The following is a 16,726-nucleotide window of genomic DNA, read 5'->3' on the forward strand; positions in this document are numbered from 1 at the left end:
ACCGGGCGAACTTTGTGGTGTGCGCTGCCCTCTCAAGCAGGACACCCCTAATTCGCGAGGAGCACGCACATGGCGATCAAGAAGACGGCATCCGCCCACTGGCAGGGCGGCATCAAGGACGGCAAGGGCACCATCTCCACCGAGAGCGGTGCCCTCAAGGCCACCCCCTATGGCTTCAATACCCGCTTCGAGGGCCAGCCTGGCAGCAATCCCGAGGAGCTGATCGGCGCGGCGCATGCCGCTTGTTTCTCCATGGCCCTGTCCCTGCAGCTAGGCGAGGCCGGGATGACCGCCGAGAGCATCGACACCCAGGCCGAAGTGGTGCTGGAAAAGGATGCCGGCGGTTTCACCATTAGCACAGTCAACCTGAGGCTCAAGGCGAAGATTCCCGGTGCCGACCGGGTTCGCTTCGAGCAGGCGGTGGCCGCGGCCAAGACCGGCTGTCCGGTATCCAAGCTGCTCAATGCCGAGATCACCCTGCACACGACATTGGACAGCTGAGACGTTTGGCAGCTGCTCTTAGAGCCTATTCACGATCTTTTGGACTAGAGCCAGACAAGGCAAAAACAGGCGAGGAAGCGCAGTTTACGAGCTGTAAATGAGCATTCCGAGCCTGTTTTTAACGCGGTATGGCCGACGGCCAGGAGATCGTGAACAGGCTCTTAGAAGGTGTTGCAGCGCAGCACCTTGGCGCGCGCCAGCACCTGGCGCTGGCTGTCGTAGAGCCAGGCCTGGGCCTTGTACTGCAGGGGGCGGGCCTCGATGCGGTACTGCTGGCCGGCGGCAAAGCCGTCGTACTGCAGGCGCAGGTGGCAGGTCATCTGTATCGGCTCACTGCTGAAGTCGCCACCTCCGCCGCCACCCGCCACTTCGAACTGGAAGCGCACATCCAGCGCATGGGCGCCGGGGCTGACCTGGAAGTAGCGGCCGTCGCGGGTCTGTTTATCGTCCAGCTTGTGCGCCATCAGGGTGTAGCCGGCGCTGGCGTAGAGGCTGACCCAGGCCTGTTGCGGGTCGGGCGTAGGCAGCGGGCTGGCGCAGGCGCCAAGGGTGAGCAGGATGATGAAGAAGAATGGGCGCATGGTCGGTTGCTCCGGGCGGCAGAGTTGCAGCATAGCGCTGATCAAACCTCGCCGCAGCGGCCTTCGCGGGCGCGTATCAGCGGTTTGTCGTGTTCATCGTAGAGTCTGGCCCAAGGGCGGAAGCCATGGCTGCCAGCCTTCAGGCTATAGCGTTGGCCGGCGGCGAATTCGCTGTAGTCCAGGCTCAGCAGACAGGTGCGCGGATGAGCCTGGCTGGTCGGGCCGATATTGCTCGGCGCGACCTGGAAGTGCAGGCGCACCTGCAGCTCATGGCGCCCCGGACTGACCTGGAAATAGCGCGCGTCCTCCAGGGCCTGGCCGTCCACCTGCAGCGCTTGCAGCTGCTGGTCTTCGCCCGCATGCAGCTCGATCCAGGCCTGGCCGGGATCGTGACGCGGCAGCCAGAGGGAGCAACCGGCGAGAAGCAAGGGCAGGCTGCAGAGCATCAGGCGATACATGTGACATTCCTCGTGGCTGGCGTCTGGCAGGGACAATGCAATAGGCTCGGCGCATGCTCCCGACCCTATCGCTCGTCATACTCGACCACGCCCGCCGCTGCGGGGTTCCCCTGTTGCTCGGCCTGCTGCTGAGCGGTTGCAGCAGCCTGGAGTATTACGCCCAGCTCGCCGGCGGCCAGTGGCAACTGCTGCAGGCGCGTGAGCCGGTCAGCGCGATCATCGCCGACCCGGCGCGCGACCCGCAGTTGCAAAAACGCCTGGCCCTGGCCCAGCAGGCGCGCAGTTTTGCCAGTGCCGAGCTGGGCCTGCCGGACAACCGCAGCTACCGCCTGTATGCCGACCTGCAGCGGCCCTATGTGGTGTGGAATGTGTTTGCCACCGCCGAGCTATCGCTGGCGCCGCTGACCCACTGCTTCCCCATCGCCGGCTGCGTGGCCTACCGCGGTTTCTACCAGCAGAGTCGCGCCCGTGGCGCCGCCGCCCTGCTGCGCCAGGAGGGCCTGGATACCTATGTGGCCGGGATCGAGGCCTACTCCACCCTGGGCTGGTTCGATGACCCGATCCTCAGCAGCATGCTGCGTTGGGACGACGAGCGCCTGGCCGCGGTGATCTTCCACGAACTGGCCCACCAGCAGCTGTATGTGCAGGACGACACCGCGTTCAACGAGTCCTTCGCCAGCTTCGTCGAGCAGGAGGGCCTGCGCCAGTGGCGCGCCCGCCGTGGTCTGCCGGCGCAGGACGACGCCGGTGAGCGGCAGAAGCAGCAATTCATCGCGCTGATCCTGGCCAGCCGCGCGCGTCTCGAACGGCTGTACGCCAGCCCGCGCAGCGACGTGGAAAAGCGCCAGGGCAAGGCCGCCGAGTTTGCCCGCCTGCGCAGCGAATACCGCCAGCTGTGCGACAGCCAGTGGCGCGGCGACCGGCGTTTCGATGCCTGGATCAACGCGCCGCTGAACAATGCCAAGCTGCTGCCCTTCGGCCTTTACGACCGCTGGGTGCCAGCGTTTGCGGCCCTGTTTGCCCAGGCCGGGAGCGACTGGGCCAGCTTCTACGCACAGGCAGCGGCACTCGGCGAGCTGCCGGCCAAGCAGCGCCGCGCGCAGTTGAACAGGCTGACGGCGGGCGATTAGTGCGTTTGGCTGACCATCAGGCAGCTTGTGGCCGATATACCCAGCGCAGGCTCAGGCGCGTCAGCGGCCAGAGCAGTGCCAGCAGGCCCAGGCCGGGCAGCACCAGCAGCGCTTCGCTGACCAGCTCGTTGCCGCTCAGGGTATACAGCGCGATGGCCACGGCAACCAGCACGAAGGCCAGCAACCAGAGCAGCGAGCACAGCAGGCTGGCGAGGATCAGCCGCCCCGGGTTGCACTGGCGCAGCAGCAGCGGCAAACCACTCCAGGCGGCGGCGAACACCAGGCCGGCTTGCAGCAGGCCAGCCAACAGCAACAGGCTGTAGATCCAGGCACTGTCGTAGTAGAACAACTGTTCTGGCAGCAGGCTCACCAGCTTCAGGTAGACCACCGCAAAGCACAGGGCGAAGGCCAGGGCCGGCTCCCGGCGCGGAACCGGGCGCGCAGCACCCGGTACGGCGTGATGGCGCAGCAGATGCAGGCTCAGCCACAGCGGCAGCAGGGTATCGAGGACGAACAGCAGCAGGTTGATCGGCTCGCTGATCAAGAGCTGCGCCAGGGTCGGTGACTCGAACCATTCGTAGGCCCAGGGCAGCAGGTGCGACAGCAACTGCCCAGCACCAAAGCCGAGCACCAGTGACAGCACCAGCGCCATGCCGAAGAACAGCGCCAGCAGTTGCCTTGGGCGCGCGCAGCCGACAATGGCGTGGCGCTCCAGGTAGCTGCGGCTCAGCAACAGGACGGCGACGGCGCTGAGCAGCGTGCCTTCGACAAAGGAGGCGAGGATTTGCGGGAGGTACTCCAGGTAGCTGGCGAACAGCTCCTCATCCTGCGGCAGCCACACGCTGAGCAGATTGAACACAAGACCGCTCAGGCCGATCAGCAGCGTCAGGCCCATGAAGGCATAGGGCAGGACAGACGCCCGAGCCGTCAACGCGGCCGCGGGAGGTTGGCTGACGGGTAGGTCGAAGGGGTTGGCGTGCACGGGGGAATCCTTTTCTGCTTGGAAGGCGGCGCGGCGCCAGCATAGCCAGCCCGGTCGCTGGCGTGATGGTGATCACTCGGCCTGATCGTACCCCTCGGCCAGGTGCAAATCCTTGAGCTTCACGTAGTTGGCCGCGCTGTAGCTGAAGAAGGCGCGTTCCTTGTCGGTCAGCGCCCGCGCCTGCTTCACCGGGCTGCCGACGTACAGGTAGCCGCTCTCCAGCAGCTTGCCCGGCGGCACCAGCGAACCCGCGCCGATCACCACCTCGTCCTTCACCACGGCACCGTCCATGACGATGCTGCCCATGCCAACCAGGATGCGGTTGCCCAGGGTGCAGCCGTGCAGGGTGACCTTGTGGCCGATGGTCACTTCGTCGCCGATGATCAGCGGGTAGCCGTCCGGATTGAACGGCCCGGCATGGGTGATATGCAGCACGCTACCGTCCTGCACGCTGGTGCGCGCGCCGATGCGGATGCGGTGCATATCGCCACGAATCAGGGCGAAGGGCCACACCGAGCTGTCCTCGCCCAGCTCGACATCGCCGATGACCACAGACGAACGGTCGACAAACACCCGCGCGCCGAGCTGCGGGGTCACCCCCTGGTACTTACGAATCGCCACGATAGAAACCTCTTCGGCTGCGGAATGCCCCGATTGTAATTAACATGCGGGGCATTCCGGTTGTGAATTGCCGCCTGCGGCCCCATAACCTGTTCATGAATTCGTGCATCAAAGGTGCCTTGCCGTGTCTGCCAGCAACCCTCTTCTCCAAGATTTCGACCTGCCGCCCTACTCCGCGATCAAGCCCGAGCATGTCGAGCCGGCCATCGACAGCATCCTCGCCGACAGCCGCGCGGCGCTGGTGTCCATCCTCGAAAGCCAGCGCGCCGCGCCGAGCTGGGATGGCCTGGTGCTGGCCCTCGACGAGCTGAACGCGCGCCTGGGTCGGGCCTGGAGCCCGGTCAGCCACCTCAATGCGGTGTGCAATAACGCCGAGCTGCGCGCGGCCTACGAGGCCTGCCTGCCCAAGCTGTCCGAATACTGGACCGAGATGGGCCAGAACAAGCCGCTGTTCGAGGCTTATGAGGCACTGGCCAATAGCCCGGTTGCCGCCGGTTTCGACGTGGCGCAGCAGACCATCCTCGAACACGCCCTGCGCGACTTCCGCCTGTCCGGCATCGATCTGCCGGCCGCCGAGCAGAAGCGCTACGGCGAGATCCAGATGAAGCTGTCCGAGCTGACCAGCAAATTCTCCAACCAGCTGCTCGACGCCACCCAGGCCTGGACCAAGCACGTCACCGATGAAGCGGCCCTGGCCGGTCTCACCGACTCGGCCAAGGCACAGATGGCCCAGGCCGCCGAGGCCAAGGGTCTGGACGGTTGGCTGATCAGCCTGGAATTCCCCAGCTACTTCGCGGTGATGACCTACGCCGACGACCGCGCCTTGCGCGAAGAGCTGTATGCCGCCTACTGCACCCGCGCCTCCGACCAGGGGCCGAATGCCGGTCAGTTCGACAACGGCCCACTGATGGCCGAGATCCTCGACCTGCGCCAGGAACTGGCCCGCCTGCTCGGTTTCGGCAATTACAGTGAACTGTCGCTGGCCAGCAAGATGGCCGAAAATACCGACCAGGTCCTGCATTTTCTCCGCGACCTGGCCGTGCGCAGCAAACCCTTCGCCGCTCAAGACCTGGAGGAACTGAAAGCCTTCGCTGCCGAGCAAGGCTGCGCCGATCTGCAGAGCTGGGACGTTGGCTACTACAGCGAGAAGCTGCGCGAGCAGCGCTACAGCATTTCCCAGGAGCAGGTGCGCGCCTGGTTCCCCATCGACAAGGTGCTCAGCGGCCTGTTCGCCATCGTCGAGAAGCTCTACGGCATCCAGATCAAGGAGCTGTCCGGCTTCGACAGTTGGCACCCGGACGTGCGCCTGTTCGAGATTGAGGAGAACGGCCAGCACGTCGGACGCTTCTTCTTCGACCTCTACGCCCGCGCCAACAAGCGTGGCGGCGCCTGGATGGATGGCGCCCGCGACAAGCGCCGTGCCGCCGATGGCAAGCTGGTCAGCCCGGTGGCCAATCTGGTGTGCAACTTCACCCCGGCCTCCCTCGGCAAGCCGGCGCTGCTGACCCACGATGAAGTCACCACCCTGTTCCACGAGTTCGGCCACGGCCTGCACCACCTGCTGACCCGTGTCGAGCATGCCGGCGCTTCCGGGATCAACGGCGTGGCTTGGGATGCGGTGGAGCTGCCGAGCCAGTTTATGGAGAACTGGTGCTGGGAGCCTGAGGGCCTGGCGCTGATCTCGGGACATTACGAAACGGGTGAGCCGCTGCCCCAGGACCTGCTGGACAAGATGCTGGCCGCGAAGAACTTCCAGTCCGGGCTGATGATGGTGCGCCAGCTGGAGTTCTCGCTGTTCGACTTCGAGCTGCACGCCAGCCATGGCGAAGGCCGCAGCGTGCTGGACGTGCTCGAAGGCATCCGCGCCGAGGTCTCGGTGTTGCGCCCGCCGGCCTACAACCGCTTCGCCAACAGCTTTGCGCACATCTTCGCCGGCGGTTACGCGGCCGGTTACTACAGCTACAAGTGGGCCGAGGTGCTGAGTGCCGATGCCTTCTCCCGTTTCGAGGAAGAGGGCGTGCTCAACCCCGCCACCGGCCGCGCCTTCCGCGAGGCGATCCTGGCCCGTGGCGGCTCGCAGGCGCCAATGCTGCTGTTCGTCGACTTCCGTGGCCGCGAGCCGAGCATTGATGCCCTGCTGCGCCACTCCGGCCTGAGCGGAGAAGCAGCATGAGCGACGCACCGGTAAACGTGGGCAAGAAACGCTTTATTGCCGGTGCCGTGTGCCCGGCCTGCAGCGCCATGGATACCATCCAGATGTGGGACGTGGACGGCACGCCGAACCGCGAGTGCGTGGCCTGCGGTTTCGGCGACACCCTGGACGCCCAGGGCAACTCGATCCCCCGCGAGATTCCGACCCGGGTCAACAAGGCCGCAGCCAAGCCAGCCAATCCCAAGGTGCAGGCGGTGCAGTTCTTCCCCAATCCGAAGCTGAAAAAATGACCGGGAGTCATTTTTAACGTCGCCTAGCGACGGCCCTACAGGGGTGGCCGCCACGGATGGCAGGCCATAAGAAGCCCAGTGAGTAACTTCCGGCCGGTACTGCCGTTCTCGGTAAATAACTGTATATTTATACAGGTATTTGCCGAGGGCTTTGTCATGTCCACTCTCCTCCCGCCGCGCGGTCGCGGCACCGCCAGCAATCCGCACAACCGCTTCGCGCCGCAACGCATCATTGCCAGCGACGACGGCTGGTTCCAGGAAGTGCCGCCCAGCCGCGCCACCGAGGTGCGGGTGGAAATGGCCAAGAGCATCATCAGCCGCAACCAGTCACCGGATCTGCCATTCGACCGCTCGCTCAACCCCTACCGTGGCTGCGAACACGGCTGCATCTACTGCTATGCGCGGCCCAGCCATGCCTACTGGGACCTGTCACCGGGCATCGACTTCGAGACCAAGCTGATCGCCAAGCGCAATGCGCCGGCCCTGCTCGAACAACAACTGAGCAAGCCGGGCTACGTCTGCGCACCGATCGCCCTGGGCAGCAACACCGACCCCTACCAGCCGATCGAGCGCGAACACCAGTTGACCCGTCGTTGCCTGGAAGTGCTGCTGCGCTATGGCCACCCACTGACCATCGTCACCAAGGGCGCGCTGATCCTGCGCGACCTCGACCTGCTCAGTCAGCTGGCTGAGCGCCGCCTGGTTTCGGTGTATATCAGCCTGACCACCCTGGATGACGCGCTCAAGCGCATCCTCGAACCGCGCGCCGCTGCGCCTGCTGCGCGTTTGCGGACGATCCGCGTGCTGCGCGAACAGCGCATTCCGGTGGGCGTGCTGTGCTCGCCGATGATCCCGATGATCAACGACATGGAGCTGGAGAGCCTGCTGGAAGCAGCCAAACAGGCCGGCGCGCAGAGCGCCAACTACATGCTGCTGCGCCTGCCGCGCGAGGTGGCGCCGCTGTTCGAGGAGTGGTTACAGGCGCACCACCCGCAGCGTGCCGAGCATGTGCTGAGCCTGATCCGCCAGAGCCGCGGCGGCGAGCTGTACGACAGCCGCTTCGGCCAGCGTTTTCGCGGTCAGGGGGTGTTCGCCGAGCTGCTGGCGCAGCGCTTCCAGCTAGCGCTCAAGCGCCTGGGGCTGAATCGGCGCGAAGGTTTCGCTCTCGATTGCAGCCAGTTCGCCCCGCCTGGCGGCCAGCTGTCACTACTTTAATTTGTGACTCATCACGGCTAGCGGCTGTCCGCATGCCGGGTCGATAATTCGCCCAGCGCAACGGTTCAGCATGAGGTAGACGCAATGCCCTACAAGCACAACGCCATTCCCCTGCAGGCGCGCACCGCGCCGGAAAGCGCCGACGAGGCGCTGAGTGCCATAGTCGGCGGCTTCAAGCGCTTCCGCACTGAGGTCTTCCCGCAGCAGGAGGAACTGTTCAAAGCCCTGGCCAGCGCGCAGAACCCGCGCGCCATGTTCATCACCTGCGCCGACTCGCGCATCGTCCCCGAGCTGATCACCCAGAGCGCGCCGGGCGACCTGTTCGTTACCCGCAACGTCGGCAACGTGGTGCCGTCTTATGGGCAGATGATGGGCGGGGTGTCCACGGCCATCGAGTACGCGGTGCTGGCCCTGGGCGTGCAGCACATCATCGTCTGCGGCCATTCCGACTGCGGGGCGATGAAGGCGGTGCTGGCCCCCGAGACCCTGGAGAACATGCCCACAGTCAAGGCCTGGCTGCGGCACAGCGAAGTGGCGCTCAAGGTGGTCGAGGAAAACTGCGGCTGCAGCGGCCACGACACCCTGGGCATCCTCACCGAGGAGAACGTGATCGCCCAGCTCAACCACCTGTGCACCCACCCCTCGGTGGCGGCCCGGCTGGCCAGCGGGCAGCTGTTCATCCACGGCTGGGTGTACGACATCGAGAGCAGCGCAATTCGTGCCTACGACGCCAAGAGCGGGGGCTTCCTGCCGCTGGACGGCGAGGTGGTGCCGATGGCTACGCCCAAGGCGCGCTACCCGGCGCAGTGAAACGACAAGGCCCGCGCATGCGGGCCTTGTTGCATCTGACGCGTGCTCAGGTGTTGGCAGCTGTTGCTACGCCGGCAGACCCAGCTCGACGCCGAGCTGGCGCGACAGACACGGCCAGTTCTGCCAGGCCGCCAGGGTCTGCGGGCTGCTCAGACGGGCCCGGTAGTCCTGTACCGAACTCTGCTGGAACACATTGTCATCCAGTAGTCCCTCCATGGCGTGATGCACTGCTTCGTCCAGCTGGTTGGCGAAGGGCTCGCCGATCAACTGATGGGCGATCAGGTTGGCCACCGTGGTATCCAGTGGGATCAGCGGTTGGCCGAGGTGGGTGATGTAGCGGTCGTTGACCTCCTCGACCAGACGATGGGCCAGGTAGGCCTCGTCGAGCAGGGCGTCGAGGCCCTGGTGGCCTTCCATCACGCTCGGCGGGCTGAGGAAGAACTGCTCGGCCAGCTTCAGCACCGGCTTGATCTGTTCCTCGATGCCGGCTTCGCGGGCCACGCTATTGGCCGCGTCGAGCACATCCGGCACCTGTTCGATATAGGCGGCGACAAAGCGTTCGAGTACGCCACGGGCGTCGCTGACTGGGAGTTGGATGGTCGGGTGCAGCTTGCTCAGTTGGGTTTGCAACTGGTTGGCCAATGCCCCGCTTTCGGCTTCATGGGCCAGTGCCTGGTGGATCTGTTCGCGCAGTGCGACGGTATTCATGACAGCTCCTGAAATGAGGACATGACTCAAACGAGAATTCACCTTAGCTCGGAACGCGTGCCGGCTAAGACCGGATTGTCATAATTATTAAATATTTATTCTTACTTGCTATATAGCGCGCCCCGCTCTGCGCTGCAGCCCTCGTCATTCTAGCGCTCCAGCCAAGGGACAGAATCGAGCAGGCATTTTTCCGGCGGCGTTGTTATGTCGCGGTGGCTGGCTATACTCGAAATCGCAAGGCGTTACCTGATGGAACCGGACGGGCTTCGGCACGGAGAGGTTTCGACAGTTTTTGCCAGCAGTATCGGCAGTCGATCCCTTTGCCGCGGGCTTTGCCGGCGGGATAACAAGAACAATTAAGGGGAACCCGCAATGATGCGACATCCACGAGTCTGGATGGGCCTCCTGCTGTGGTTGGCATTTGGCTCGGCGCAGGCCGAGTGGGCAGTGAATATGCTGCCGGGTGCCACCGAGGTCAGTCGTTCAGTCTTCGACCTGCACATGATTATCTTCTGGATCTGCGTCGTGATCGGCGTGGTGGTCTTCGGCGCCATGTTCTGGTCGATGATCATTCACCGTCGTTCTACCGGCCAGGTCGCCGCCCACTTTCACGAAAGCACCACGGTGGAGATCCTCTGGACCGTCGTGCCCTTCGTCATTCTGGTGGTGATGGCGGTACCGGCGACCAAGACGCTGATCGAGATCTACGACACTTCCGAGTCGGAGCTGGATATCCAGATCACCGGCTACCAGTGGAAGTGGCACTACAAATATCTGGGCCAGGACGTCGAGTTCTTCAGCAACCTGGCCACGCCCGCCGCGCAGATCAACAACCAGGCGGAGAAGGGCGAGCATTATCTGCTCGAAGTCGATGAGCCGCTGGTGGTACCGGTGGGTACCAAGGTGCGCTTCCTGATCACCGCCGCCGATGTGATCCACTCCTGGTGGGTGCCTGCGTTGGCAGTGAAGAAGGACGCCATCCCCGGCTTCATCAACGAGTCCTGGACCCGCATCGAGGAGCCCGGCATCTTCCGCGGCCAGTGCACCGAGCTGTGCGGCAAGGACCATGGCTTCATGCCGGTGGTGGTCGAGGCCAAGTCCAAGGAGGACTTTGCTATCTGGCTGGCCGAGCGCAAGGAACAGGCTGCCAAGCTCAAGGAGCTGACCAGCAAGGAGTGGACCTACGACGAGCTGATGGCGCGTGGTGAAAAGGCCTACAACACCTCCTGCGCCGCCTGTCACCAGGCCAGTGGCGAAGGCCTACCGCCGATGTTCCCGGCCCTCAAGGGCTCGGCCATCGCTACCGGCCCGGCTGCCGGCCACATCGGCATCGTGGTCAACGGCAAGCCCGGCACCTCCATGGCCGCTTTCGGCAAGCAACTCTCGGAAGTCGATATCGCCGCGATCATCACCTACGAACGCAATGCCTGGGGCAATGCGGTAGGCGACATGGTCACGCCGAAAGACGTCCTCGCGTTCAAACAGGCTCAGGAGTAAGGACATGAGTGCAGTGATCGACCACGGTCATGCCGGACATGACCATCACCACGGCCCGGCCAAGGGCCTGATGCGCTGGGTGCTGACCACCAACCACAAAGACATCGGCACCATGTACCTGTGGTTCAGTTTCGCCATGTTCCTGCTGGGTGGCAGCATGGCCATGGTGATTCGTGCCGAGCTGTTCCAGCCGGGCCTGCAGATCGTGCAGCCCGAGTTCTTCAACCAGATGACCACCATGCACGGCCTGATCATGGTCTTCGGCGCGGTGATGCCGGCGTTCGTCGGCCTGGCCAACTGGATGATCCCGCTGATGGTCGGCGCGCCGGACATGGCACTGCCGCGGATGAACAACTTCAGCTTCTGGCTGCTGCCGGCGGCCTTCGGCATGCTGGTCAGCACCCTGTTCAGCGAAGGCGGCGGGCCCAACTTCGGCTGGACCTTCTACGCGCCGCTGTCGACCACCTACGCGCCGGAGTCGGTGACCTTCTTCATCTTCGCCGTACACCTGATGGGTATCAGTTCGATCATGGGCGCGATCAACGTGATCGCCACCATCCTCAACTTGCGTGCCCCTGGCATGACCCTGATGAAGATGCCGCTGTTCGTCTGGACCTGGCTGATCACCGCCTTCCTGCTGATCGCGGTGATGCCGGTGCTGGCCGGTGTGGTGACCATGATGCTGATGGACATCCACTTCGGCACCAGCTTCTTCAGCGCGGCTGGTGGCGGCGACCCGGTGCTGTTCCAGCACGTGTTCTGGTTCTTCGGCCACCCCGAGGTGTACATCATGATCCTGCCGGCCTTCGGCGCGGTCAGTGCAATCATCCCGGCCTTCGCGCGCAAGCCGCTGTTCGGCTACACCTCGATGGTCTACGCGACCGCCTCGATCGCCTTCCTGTCGTTCATCGTCTGGGCGCACCACATGTTCACCGTGGGCATCCCGCTCACCGGCGAACTGTTCTTCATGTACGCCACCATGCTGATCGCCGTACCGACCGGGGTGAAGGTGTTCAACTGGGCAAGCACCATGTGGCAGGGGTCGATGACCTTCGAGACGCCGATGCTGTTCTCCGTGGCCTTCGTCATCCTGTTCACCATCGGCGGCTTCTCCGGACTGATGCTGGCCATCGCCCCGGCGGACTTCCAGTACCACGACACCTACTTCGTGGTGGCGCACTTCCACTACGTGCTGGTGCCCGGTGCGATCTTCGGCATCTTCGCCTCCGCCTACTACTGGCTGCCCAAGTGGACCGGGCACATGTACGACGAGACCCTCGGCAAGCTGCACTTCTGGATGAGCTTCATCGGCATGAACTTGGCGTTCTTCCCGATGCACTTCGTCGGCCTGGCCGGCATGCCGCGGCGGATTCCCGACTACAACCTGCAGTTCGCCGACTTCAACATGCTCTCGTCGGTCGGCGCCTTCATGTTCGGTGCCACCCAGTTCCTTTTCCTGTTCATCGTCATCAAGTGCATCCGTGGCGGCAAGCCAGCCCCGGCCAAGCCCTGGGATGGCGCCGAAGGGCTGGAGTGGACGGTGCCGTCACCGGCGCCCTACCACACCTTCACCACCCCGCCGGAAGTGAAGTAGGAGCGGCATCGTGAGCGAGGTCATCGGCACCCGTCGTCTGGTCGTGCAGCTGCTGCTGGTGGTGGTGGCGATGTTCTGTTTCGGCGTCTTCGTCCTGCCGCCGCTGTATGACGCGATGTGCCAGGCCTTTGGCATCAATGGCAAGACCGCCGGGGCCTATGACGGCGCGCAGACGGTGGACGAGGCGCGCCAGGTGCGCGTGCAGTTCCTCGCCACCAATGCCGCCGGCATGGTCTGGGAGTTCAAGGCGCAGAGCGACGAGCTGGAAGTGCATCCGGGCTCCAGCAACCAGATGCTGTTCGTCGCCTACAACCCCAGCGACAAGCCGATGACCGCCCAGGCCATACCCAGCGTGTCGCCGTCCAAGGCGGCGGCGTACTTCCACAAGACCGAGTGCTTCTGTTTCACCCAGCAGGTGCTGCAGCCGGGCGAGCGCATCGAGATGCCGGTGCGCTTTATCGTCGACCGCGATCTGCCCGCCGATGTGAAACACCTGACCCTGGCCTACACCCTGTTCGATATCACTGCGCGTAAACCGCCTGTCGCCCAGGCGACCCTTACCCAGTCGGCTCCATAAGGAGAACAACAATGTCGAGTCACGAGCAGTACTACGTTCCCGCCCAGAGCAAGTGGCCGATCATCGCCACCCTCGGCATGCTGTTGACCGTCTACGGTCTCGGCACCTGGTTCAACGACCTCAAGGCCGAGCGCGCCGAGTCCAACGGCCCGCTGATCTTCTTCGTCGGCGGCCTGTTCCTCGCCTACATGCTGTTCGGCTGGTTCGGCGCGGTGATCAAGGAAAGCCGCGGCGGCCTGTACAGCCCGCAGATGGATCGCTCGTTCCGCTGGGGCATGAGCTGGTTCATCTTCTCCGAGGTGATGTTCTTTGCTGCCTTCTTCGGTGCGCTGTTCTACATCCGCACCTGGGCCGGTCCCTGGCTCGGTGGCGAGGGTGACAAGGGCATCAGCAACATGCTCTGGGAAGGCTTCCAGTACAGCTGGCCGGCGCTGAGCAACCCGGATCCCAAGCTGTTCCCGCCGCCGAGCGCGGTGATTGATCCCTGGCACCTGCCTTTGATCAACACCATCCTGCTGGTGACCTCCAGTTTCACCGTGACCTTCGCCCACCACGCGCTGAAGAAGAACAAGCGGGGCCCGCTCAAGGCCTGGCTGGCGCTGACCATTCTGCTGGGGGCGGCGTTCCTGGTGCTGCAGGTCGAGGAATACATCGAGGCCTACACCGAACTGGGCCTGACCCTCGGCTCGGGCATCTACGGCGCGACCTTCTTCATGCTCACCGGTTTCCACGGTGCCCACGTAACCCTGGGGGCGATCATCCTCACCGTGATGCTGGTGCGGGTGCTCAAGGGCCACTTCGATGGTGACAAGCACTTCGGCTTCGAGGCGGCCAGCTGGTACTGGCACTTCGTCGACGTGGTCTGGCTGGGGCTGTTTATCTTCGTTTACGTGCTTTGATCGACCTGGCTGGCGGCAGGTGTTGCAGCCTGCCGCTACCAGGTGACATGACTGACCAGTTGGCCGCTGTAGAAACCCCAGGCGATCAGCGCCACGGTCAGTGCCGTGAGAATCACCCGAACGCTCAGCGAATTGACCACTCGCGAGCCGTGGCCCTCGTCCTTGACCAGGAAGAACAGGCCGCTGAACAGGCTGACCAGGGTGGCCAGCAGCAAGAGGATGATCGCGGCCTTGAGCATGCGTGACTCCGGGGGATGGGGAATGTGCAGTTGCAGTATAGCCAGACGCGCAGCGGGTTTCGGGAGTCGCCGGTGAGCGCCTTTCGCCCCGGCATTCTGCCCAGTGTGGTGGTGGCCCTGTTGCTGCCGCTGCTGGTGACGCTTGGCTTCTGGCAGCTGGCCCGCGCCGAGGAGAAGCGTGCCCTGCTGGCCAGTCACGAAACCCGGCAGAACGCGGCACCGATCAGCCTGAACCAACTTGAGCAACAGCGTGATCCGGCGCACACCCGCATCCGCCTGCAAGGGCAGTTCGACGAGCGCCACAGCCTGCTGCTCGACAACCGCCAGCGCAACGGCCAGGTCGGCGTCGAGTTGCTGCAACCCTTCTATGACCAACCCAGTGGCCTGTGGCTGCTGGTCAACCGTGGCTGGCTGCCCTGGCCGGATCGGCGTACCCCGCCGCAATTCACCACCCCGCAACAACCGCTGGAGCTGGTGGCGCAGGTTTATGTGCCGCCGGGCGCCAGCTTTCAGTTGCAGGGCGATGTGGCGGACAAGAGTTGGCCCCGGCTGATCACCCTGGTCGAGCCGCAGCGCCTTTGGCAGCAACTGGGTCGTGGCGGCCTGGCCTATGAAGTGCGGCTCGAACCGGGCCCGGCCAGCTACCTGGCAGAGTGGCCGGTGGTGGCCATGAGCCCGGACAAACATACCGGCTACGCCGTGCAGTGGTTCGCCCTGGCGGCGGCCCTGTGTGGCCTTTACCTCTATTTCGGATGGCGCAATGCGCGGGAGCAGCACGATGAGCACAACCATGAATCCCCCCAACAGCATTCCTGAGGTCGCCGTGCCGCGCCTGCGTGGCCGCCTGCAGCTGATCCTGCTGCTGCTGGTGGCGATCGGCCCGATGGTCCTCGCCACCGCCATGTACCAGTGGCGTTTCTGGGTGCCGGATGCGCGCAACTACCATGGCGAGCTGATCGGCAACGGCCAGAGCCTGGCCGACCTCGGGGTTAGCGGCGCCGCCCAGGCACGCTGGCAAATTCTGGTCACCGCGCCGCAGCAGTGCGCAGAGGATTGCCGTCAGCTGGTCTACACCGCTCGGCAGATCCAGATAGGCCTCAATCGCGATGCCACCCGCGCCAGCCATGGCCTGGCCGTCAGCAGCCCATTGCCGGCCGATTACGACGCCCAGCTGCAGCGCGAGTACCCGCAGCTGGGGCGCTATGAGCTGGCGCTACCGGCCTATGAGAAGACCGCCAAAGGTGCCAGCGGCGCGCAGCTTTGGCTGGTCGATCCGCACGGCAACCTGGTATTGCGCTACGACGCGAAGGCCAAGGGCAAGGCCATCCTCAATGACCTGCGGCTGCTCCTTAAGCTGTCGCAAATAGGTTGAAGCCCACGTCATGCCCACATAACAACAAAAATGAGGCCCCTGGATGACTGAACGCACAACCCGCCCCGGCTACCGCCTGGCCCTGTTCGCCACCCTGTTGGCAGTGGTGGTAATCCTGCTCGGCGCCTATACCCGCCTGACCCACGCCGGTCTCGGCTGCCCGGACTGGCCGGGCTGCTACGGCTTTATCGGTGTGCCGATGAGCGAGCACAAACAGGCGCTGGCCGAAGCACGCTTTCCCGAGGCACCGGTAGAGGTGGCCAAGGGCTGGTACGAAATGATCCATCGCTATTTTGCCGGCGCGCTGGGTCTGGTGATTCTCGGCCTGGCGGTGCAGGCCCTGCGCCGCCGCGTCGAGCCTGGCCAACCGCTCAAGCTGCCGCTGTTGCTGCTCGGCGTGGTGATTGCCCAGGCTGCCTTCGGCATGTGGACCGTGACCCTCAAGCTGTGGCCGCAGGTGGTCACCGCGCACCTGCTGGGCGGTTTCACCACCCTTTCGCTGCTCTTTCTCCTCACTCTGCGCCTGTCGGGTGCGCTACCGGTGCTGGCGCAGATTTCCCGGCGCTTGCGGGTGCTGGCGGGCGTGGCCCTGGTTCTGGTCATCGGGCAGATCGCTCTGGGTGGCTGGGTCAGCTCCAACTACGCGGCAGTGGCCTGTGTCGACCTGCCCACCTGCCATGGCGAATGGCTGCCGGCAATGGACTTCGCCAACGGCTTCCACCTGACCCAGCACATCGGCCCCAACTACCTCGGTGGCCAGCTCGACAGCGATGCGCGCACCGCCATTCACATGAGCCACCGCATCGGCGCCCTGCTGGTCAGCCTGGTGCTGCTGGTTCTGGCCTGGCGCTTGCGGGCTGCCGGCCAGGGCCGGCTGGCTGCCTTGCTGCTGTTGGCCCTGACCGCGCAGATCAGCCTGGGCATCAGCAATGTGTTGCTGCATCTGCCGCTGGCCGTCGCGGTCGCGCACAACGGCGGCGGCGCCGCCCTGCTGCTGGTGCTGGTGCTGATCAACTACCGCTTGCGTAGCGTTGCCGTAGCCGCTCGCCAATCCGCCGCCGTGCCGGCTGCTGCCGGTCTGGCTCAGGTCGGTAAATAAT

At 64.4% G+C, this 16,726-nt stretch carries 19 protein-coding genes; 13 read left to right on the forward strand and 6 right to left on the reverse strand.

The window, feature by feature from the left end:
* Positions 1 to 75: 75 nt before the first annotated feature.
* On the forward strand, positions 76 to 501 hold the full coding sequence (locus H3H45_RS05155; protein WP_328822274.1) for an OsmC family protein: 426 nt from the start codon (positions 76 to 78) through the stop codon (positions 499 to 501).
* Between the two features lie 161 nt (positions 502 to 662).
* Here H3H45_RS05155 and H3H45_RS05160 read toward each other — a convergent pair whose 3' ends face one another.
* Positions 663 to 1,082, reverse strand: coding sequence for a PA0061/PA0062 family lipoprotein (locus tag H3H45_RS05160; RefSeq protein WP_182832640.1), 420 nt, complete (start codon positions 1,080 to 1,082; stop codon positions 663 to 665).
* 41 nt (positions 1,083 to 1,123) lie between these two features.
* Positions 1,124 to 1,540, reverse strand: coding sequence for a PA0061/PA0062 family lipoprotein (locus H3H45_RS05165; RefSeq protein WP_182832641.1), 417 nt, complete (start codon positions 1,538 to 1,540; stop codon positions 1,124 to 1,126).
* A gap of 53 nt (positions 1,541 to 1,593) precedes the next feature.
* On the opposite strand from H3H45_RS05165, the gene H3H45_RS05170 reads away from it, so the two are divergent.
* Positions 1,594 to 2,670, forward strand: coding sequence for an aminopeptidase (locus H3H45_RS05170; RefSeq protein ID WP_182832642.1), 1,077 nt, complete (start codon positions 1,594 to 1,596; stop codon positions 2,668 to 2,670).
* A gap of 16 nt (positions 2,671 to 2,686) precedes the next feature.
* Here H3H45_RS05170 and H3H45_RS05175 read toward each other — a convergent pair whose 3' ends face one another.
* Together H3H45_RS05175 and H3H45_RS05180 are read right to left on the reverse strand one after the other, a co-directional pair.
* Complete coding sequence (locus H3H45_RS05175; RefSeq protein WP_182832643.1) at positions 2,687 to 3,652, reverse strand: hypothetical protein; 966 nt, start codon at positions 3,650 to 3,652, stop codon at positions 2,687 to 2,689.
* A gap of 72 nt (positions 3,653 to 3,724) precedes the next feature.
* On the reverse strand, positions 3,725 to 4,273 hold the full coding sequence (locus H3H45_RS05180) for a gamma carbonic anhydrase family protein (protein WP_182832644.1): 549 nt from the start codon (positions 4,271 to 4,273) through the stop codon (positions 3,725 to 3,727).
* Positions 4,274 to 4,397: 124 nt separating this feature from the next.
* On the opposite strand from H3H45_RS05180, the gene prlC reads away from it, so the two are divergent.
* The 4 genes from prlC (at position 4,398) to H3H45_RS05200 (ending at position 8,740) form a co-directional block, all read left to right on the forward strand.
* A complete protein-coding gene (gene prlC / locus H3H45_RS05185) occupies positions 4,398 to 6,446 on the forward strand; it encodes an oligopeptidase A (RefSeq protein WP_182832645.1) in 2,049 nt (682 codons plus the stop codon).
* Positions 6,443 to 6,715, forward strand: coding sequence for a YheV family putative zinc ribbon protein (locus H3H45_RS05190; RefSeq protein WP_182832646.1), 273 nt, complete (start codon positions 6,443 to 6,445; stop codon positions 6,713 to 6,715). The genes prlC and H3H45_RS05190 overlap by 4 nt, the downstream gene beginning before the upstream one ends.
* A gap of 156 nt (positions 6,716 to 6,871) precedes the next feature.
* Positions 6,872 to 7,930, forward strand: coding sequence for a PA0069 family radical SAM protein (locus H3H45_RS05195; RefSeq protein WP_182832647.1), 1,059 nt, complete (start codon positions 6,872 to 6,874; stop codon positions 7,928 to 7,930).
* 84 nt (positions 7,931 to 8,014) lie between these two features.
* Entirely contained in the window at positions 8,015 to 8,740 is a 726-nt protein-coding gene (locus tag H3H45_RS05200) for a carbonic anhydrase (protein ID WP_182832648.1), read from the forward strand.
* A 66-nt stretch (positions 8,741 to 8,806) separates the two neighbouring features.
* On the opposite strand, the gene H3H45_RS05205 is transcribed toward H3H45_RS05200, so the two are convergent.
* A complete protein-coding gene (locus tag H3H45_RS05205; RefSeq protein ID WP_182832649.1) occupies positions 8,807 to 9,448 on the reverse strand; it encodes a hypothetical protein in 642 nt (213 codons plus the stop codon).
* 372 nt (positions 9,449 to 9,820) lie between these two features.
* Between H3H45_RS05205 and coxB the strand changes: the two genes are divergently transcribed.
* From coxB to H3H45_RS05225, 4 genes are read left to right on the forward strand one after another with little or no spacing between them, the layout of a single operon-like run.
* Positions 9,821 to 10,945: a cytochrome c oxidase subunit II gene (gene coxB, locus H3H45_RS05210; protein ID WP_182832650.1), complete on the forward strand. Its 1,125-nt coding sequence runs from the start codon at positions 9,821 to 9,823 to the stop codon at positions 10,943 to 10,945.
* A 4-nt stretch (positions 10,946 to 10,949) separates the two neighbouring features.
* Positions 10,950 to 12,539, forward strand: a complete 1,590-nt coding sequence (gene ctaD, locus H3H45_RS05215; RefSeq protein WP_182832651.1) for a cytochrome c oxidase subunit I — start codon at positions 10,950 to 10,952, stop codon at positions 12,537 to 12,539.
* Positions 12,540 to 12,549: 10 nt separating this feature from the next.
* Positions 12,550 to 13,116 (forward strand): cytochrome c oxidase assembly protein, encoded by a 567-nt coding sequence (locus tag H3H45_RS05220; protein WP_182832652.1) that lies wholly within the window; start codon positions 12,550 to 12,552, stop codon positions 13,114 to 13,116.
* A gap of 11 nt (positions 13,117 to 13,127) precedes the next feature.
* Positions 13,128 to 14,015, forward strand: a complete 888-nt coding sequence (locus H3H45_RS05225; RefSeq protein WP_182832653.1) for a cytochrome c oxidase subunit 3 — start codon at positions 13,128 to 13,130, stop codon at positions 14,013 to 14,015.
* Between the two features lie 35 nt (positions 14,016 to 14,050).
* On the opposite strand, the gene H3H45_RS05230 is transcribed toward H3H45_RS05225, so the two are convergent.
* On the reverse strand, positions 14,051 to 14,254 hold the full coding sequence (locus H3H45_RS05230) for a twin transmembrane helix small protein (protein WP_110680540.1): 204 nt from the start codon (positions 14,252 to 14,254) through the stop codon (positions 14,051 to 14,053).
* A gap of 72 nt (positions 14,255 to 14,326) precedes the next feature.
* Between H3H45_RS05230 and H3H45_RS05235 the strand changes: the two genes are divergently transcribed.
* The 3 genes from H3H45_RS05235 to H3H45_RS05245 are packed head-to-tail and all read left to right on the forward strand — an operon-like array spanning position 14,327 to position 16,725.
* A complete protein-coding gene (locus H3H45_RS05235) occupies positions 14,327 to 15,070 on the forward strand; it encodes an SURF1 family protein (RefSeq protein ID WP_182832654.1) in 744 nt (247 codons plus the stop codon).
* Entirely contained in the window at positions 15,033 to 15,626 is a 594-nt protein-coding gene (locus tag H3H45_RS05240; protein ID WP_182832655.1) for a hypothetical protein, read from the forward strand. Before H3H45_RS05235 ends, H3H45_RS05240 begins: the two co-directional genes overlap by 38 nt.
* Before the next feature lie 43 nt (positions 15,627 to 15,669).
* The gene (locus H3H45_RS05245) at positions 15,670 to 16,725 is read left to right on the forward strand and encodes a COX15/CtaA family protein (RefSeq protein ID WP_182832656.1); all 1,056 of its coding nucleotides are present in this window, start codon (positions 15,670 to 15,672) and stop codon (positions 16,723 to 16,725) included.
* Position 16,726: the final 1 nt, after the last annotated feature.

The organism is Aquipseudomonas guryensis (genome assembly GCF_014164785.1).
In the GTDB taxonomy this organism is placed as follows: domain Bacteria; phylum Pseudomonadota; class Gammaproteobacteria; order Pseudomonadales; family Pseudomonadaceae; genus Aquipseudomonas; species Aquipseudomonas guryensis.